Annotated in this window: 1 protein-coding gene; it reads right to left on the reverse strand. The window is 63.3% G+C overall.

Translation table 11 applies throughout. From position 1 onward, the window contains the following. Nucleotides 1–152 (reverse strand): ATP-binding protein (locus AAEZ08_RS23315; protein ID WP_222436703.1); only part of this gene is annotated, 152 nt, incomplete at its 3' end. Between the last annotated feature and the right edge of the window lie 93 nt (nt 153–245).

Raw genomic sequence — 245 nt, forward strand, 5'->3', positions numbered from 1 at the left:
ATGGCGCGATCTGTGTGCTCTTGTTCCAGCAGGTGTTCGAGCAGCCACTTGGACGAGGCTGTGTTCGACTCACCCTGCGCAGTCAACTCCGCCCAGGCCGTGGCCATGCCGTGCAGGCGCAGCTCCTTGAGTTCCGCCATCAAATCACGCATGACCGATCTCCTCGGTCTGGCCACGCAGGCGGTCGTAGCGCGCCGTGTTAGCGACGGGGGCTTCCTTGAGCGACAAGTGGGTTTCGACGCTGG

Origin of the sequence: Pseudomonas sp. E45-MNA-CIBAN-0222, assembly GCF_040310405.1 — a bacterium.
GTDB classification, from domain to species: Bacteria; Pseudomonadota; Gammaproteobacteria; order Pseudomonadales; family Pseudomonadaceae; genus Stutzerimonas; species Stutzerimonas stutzeri_AC.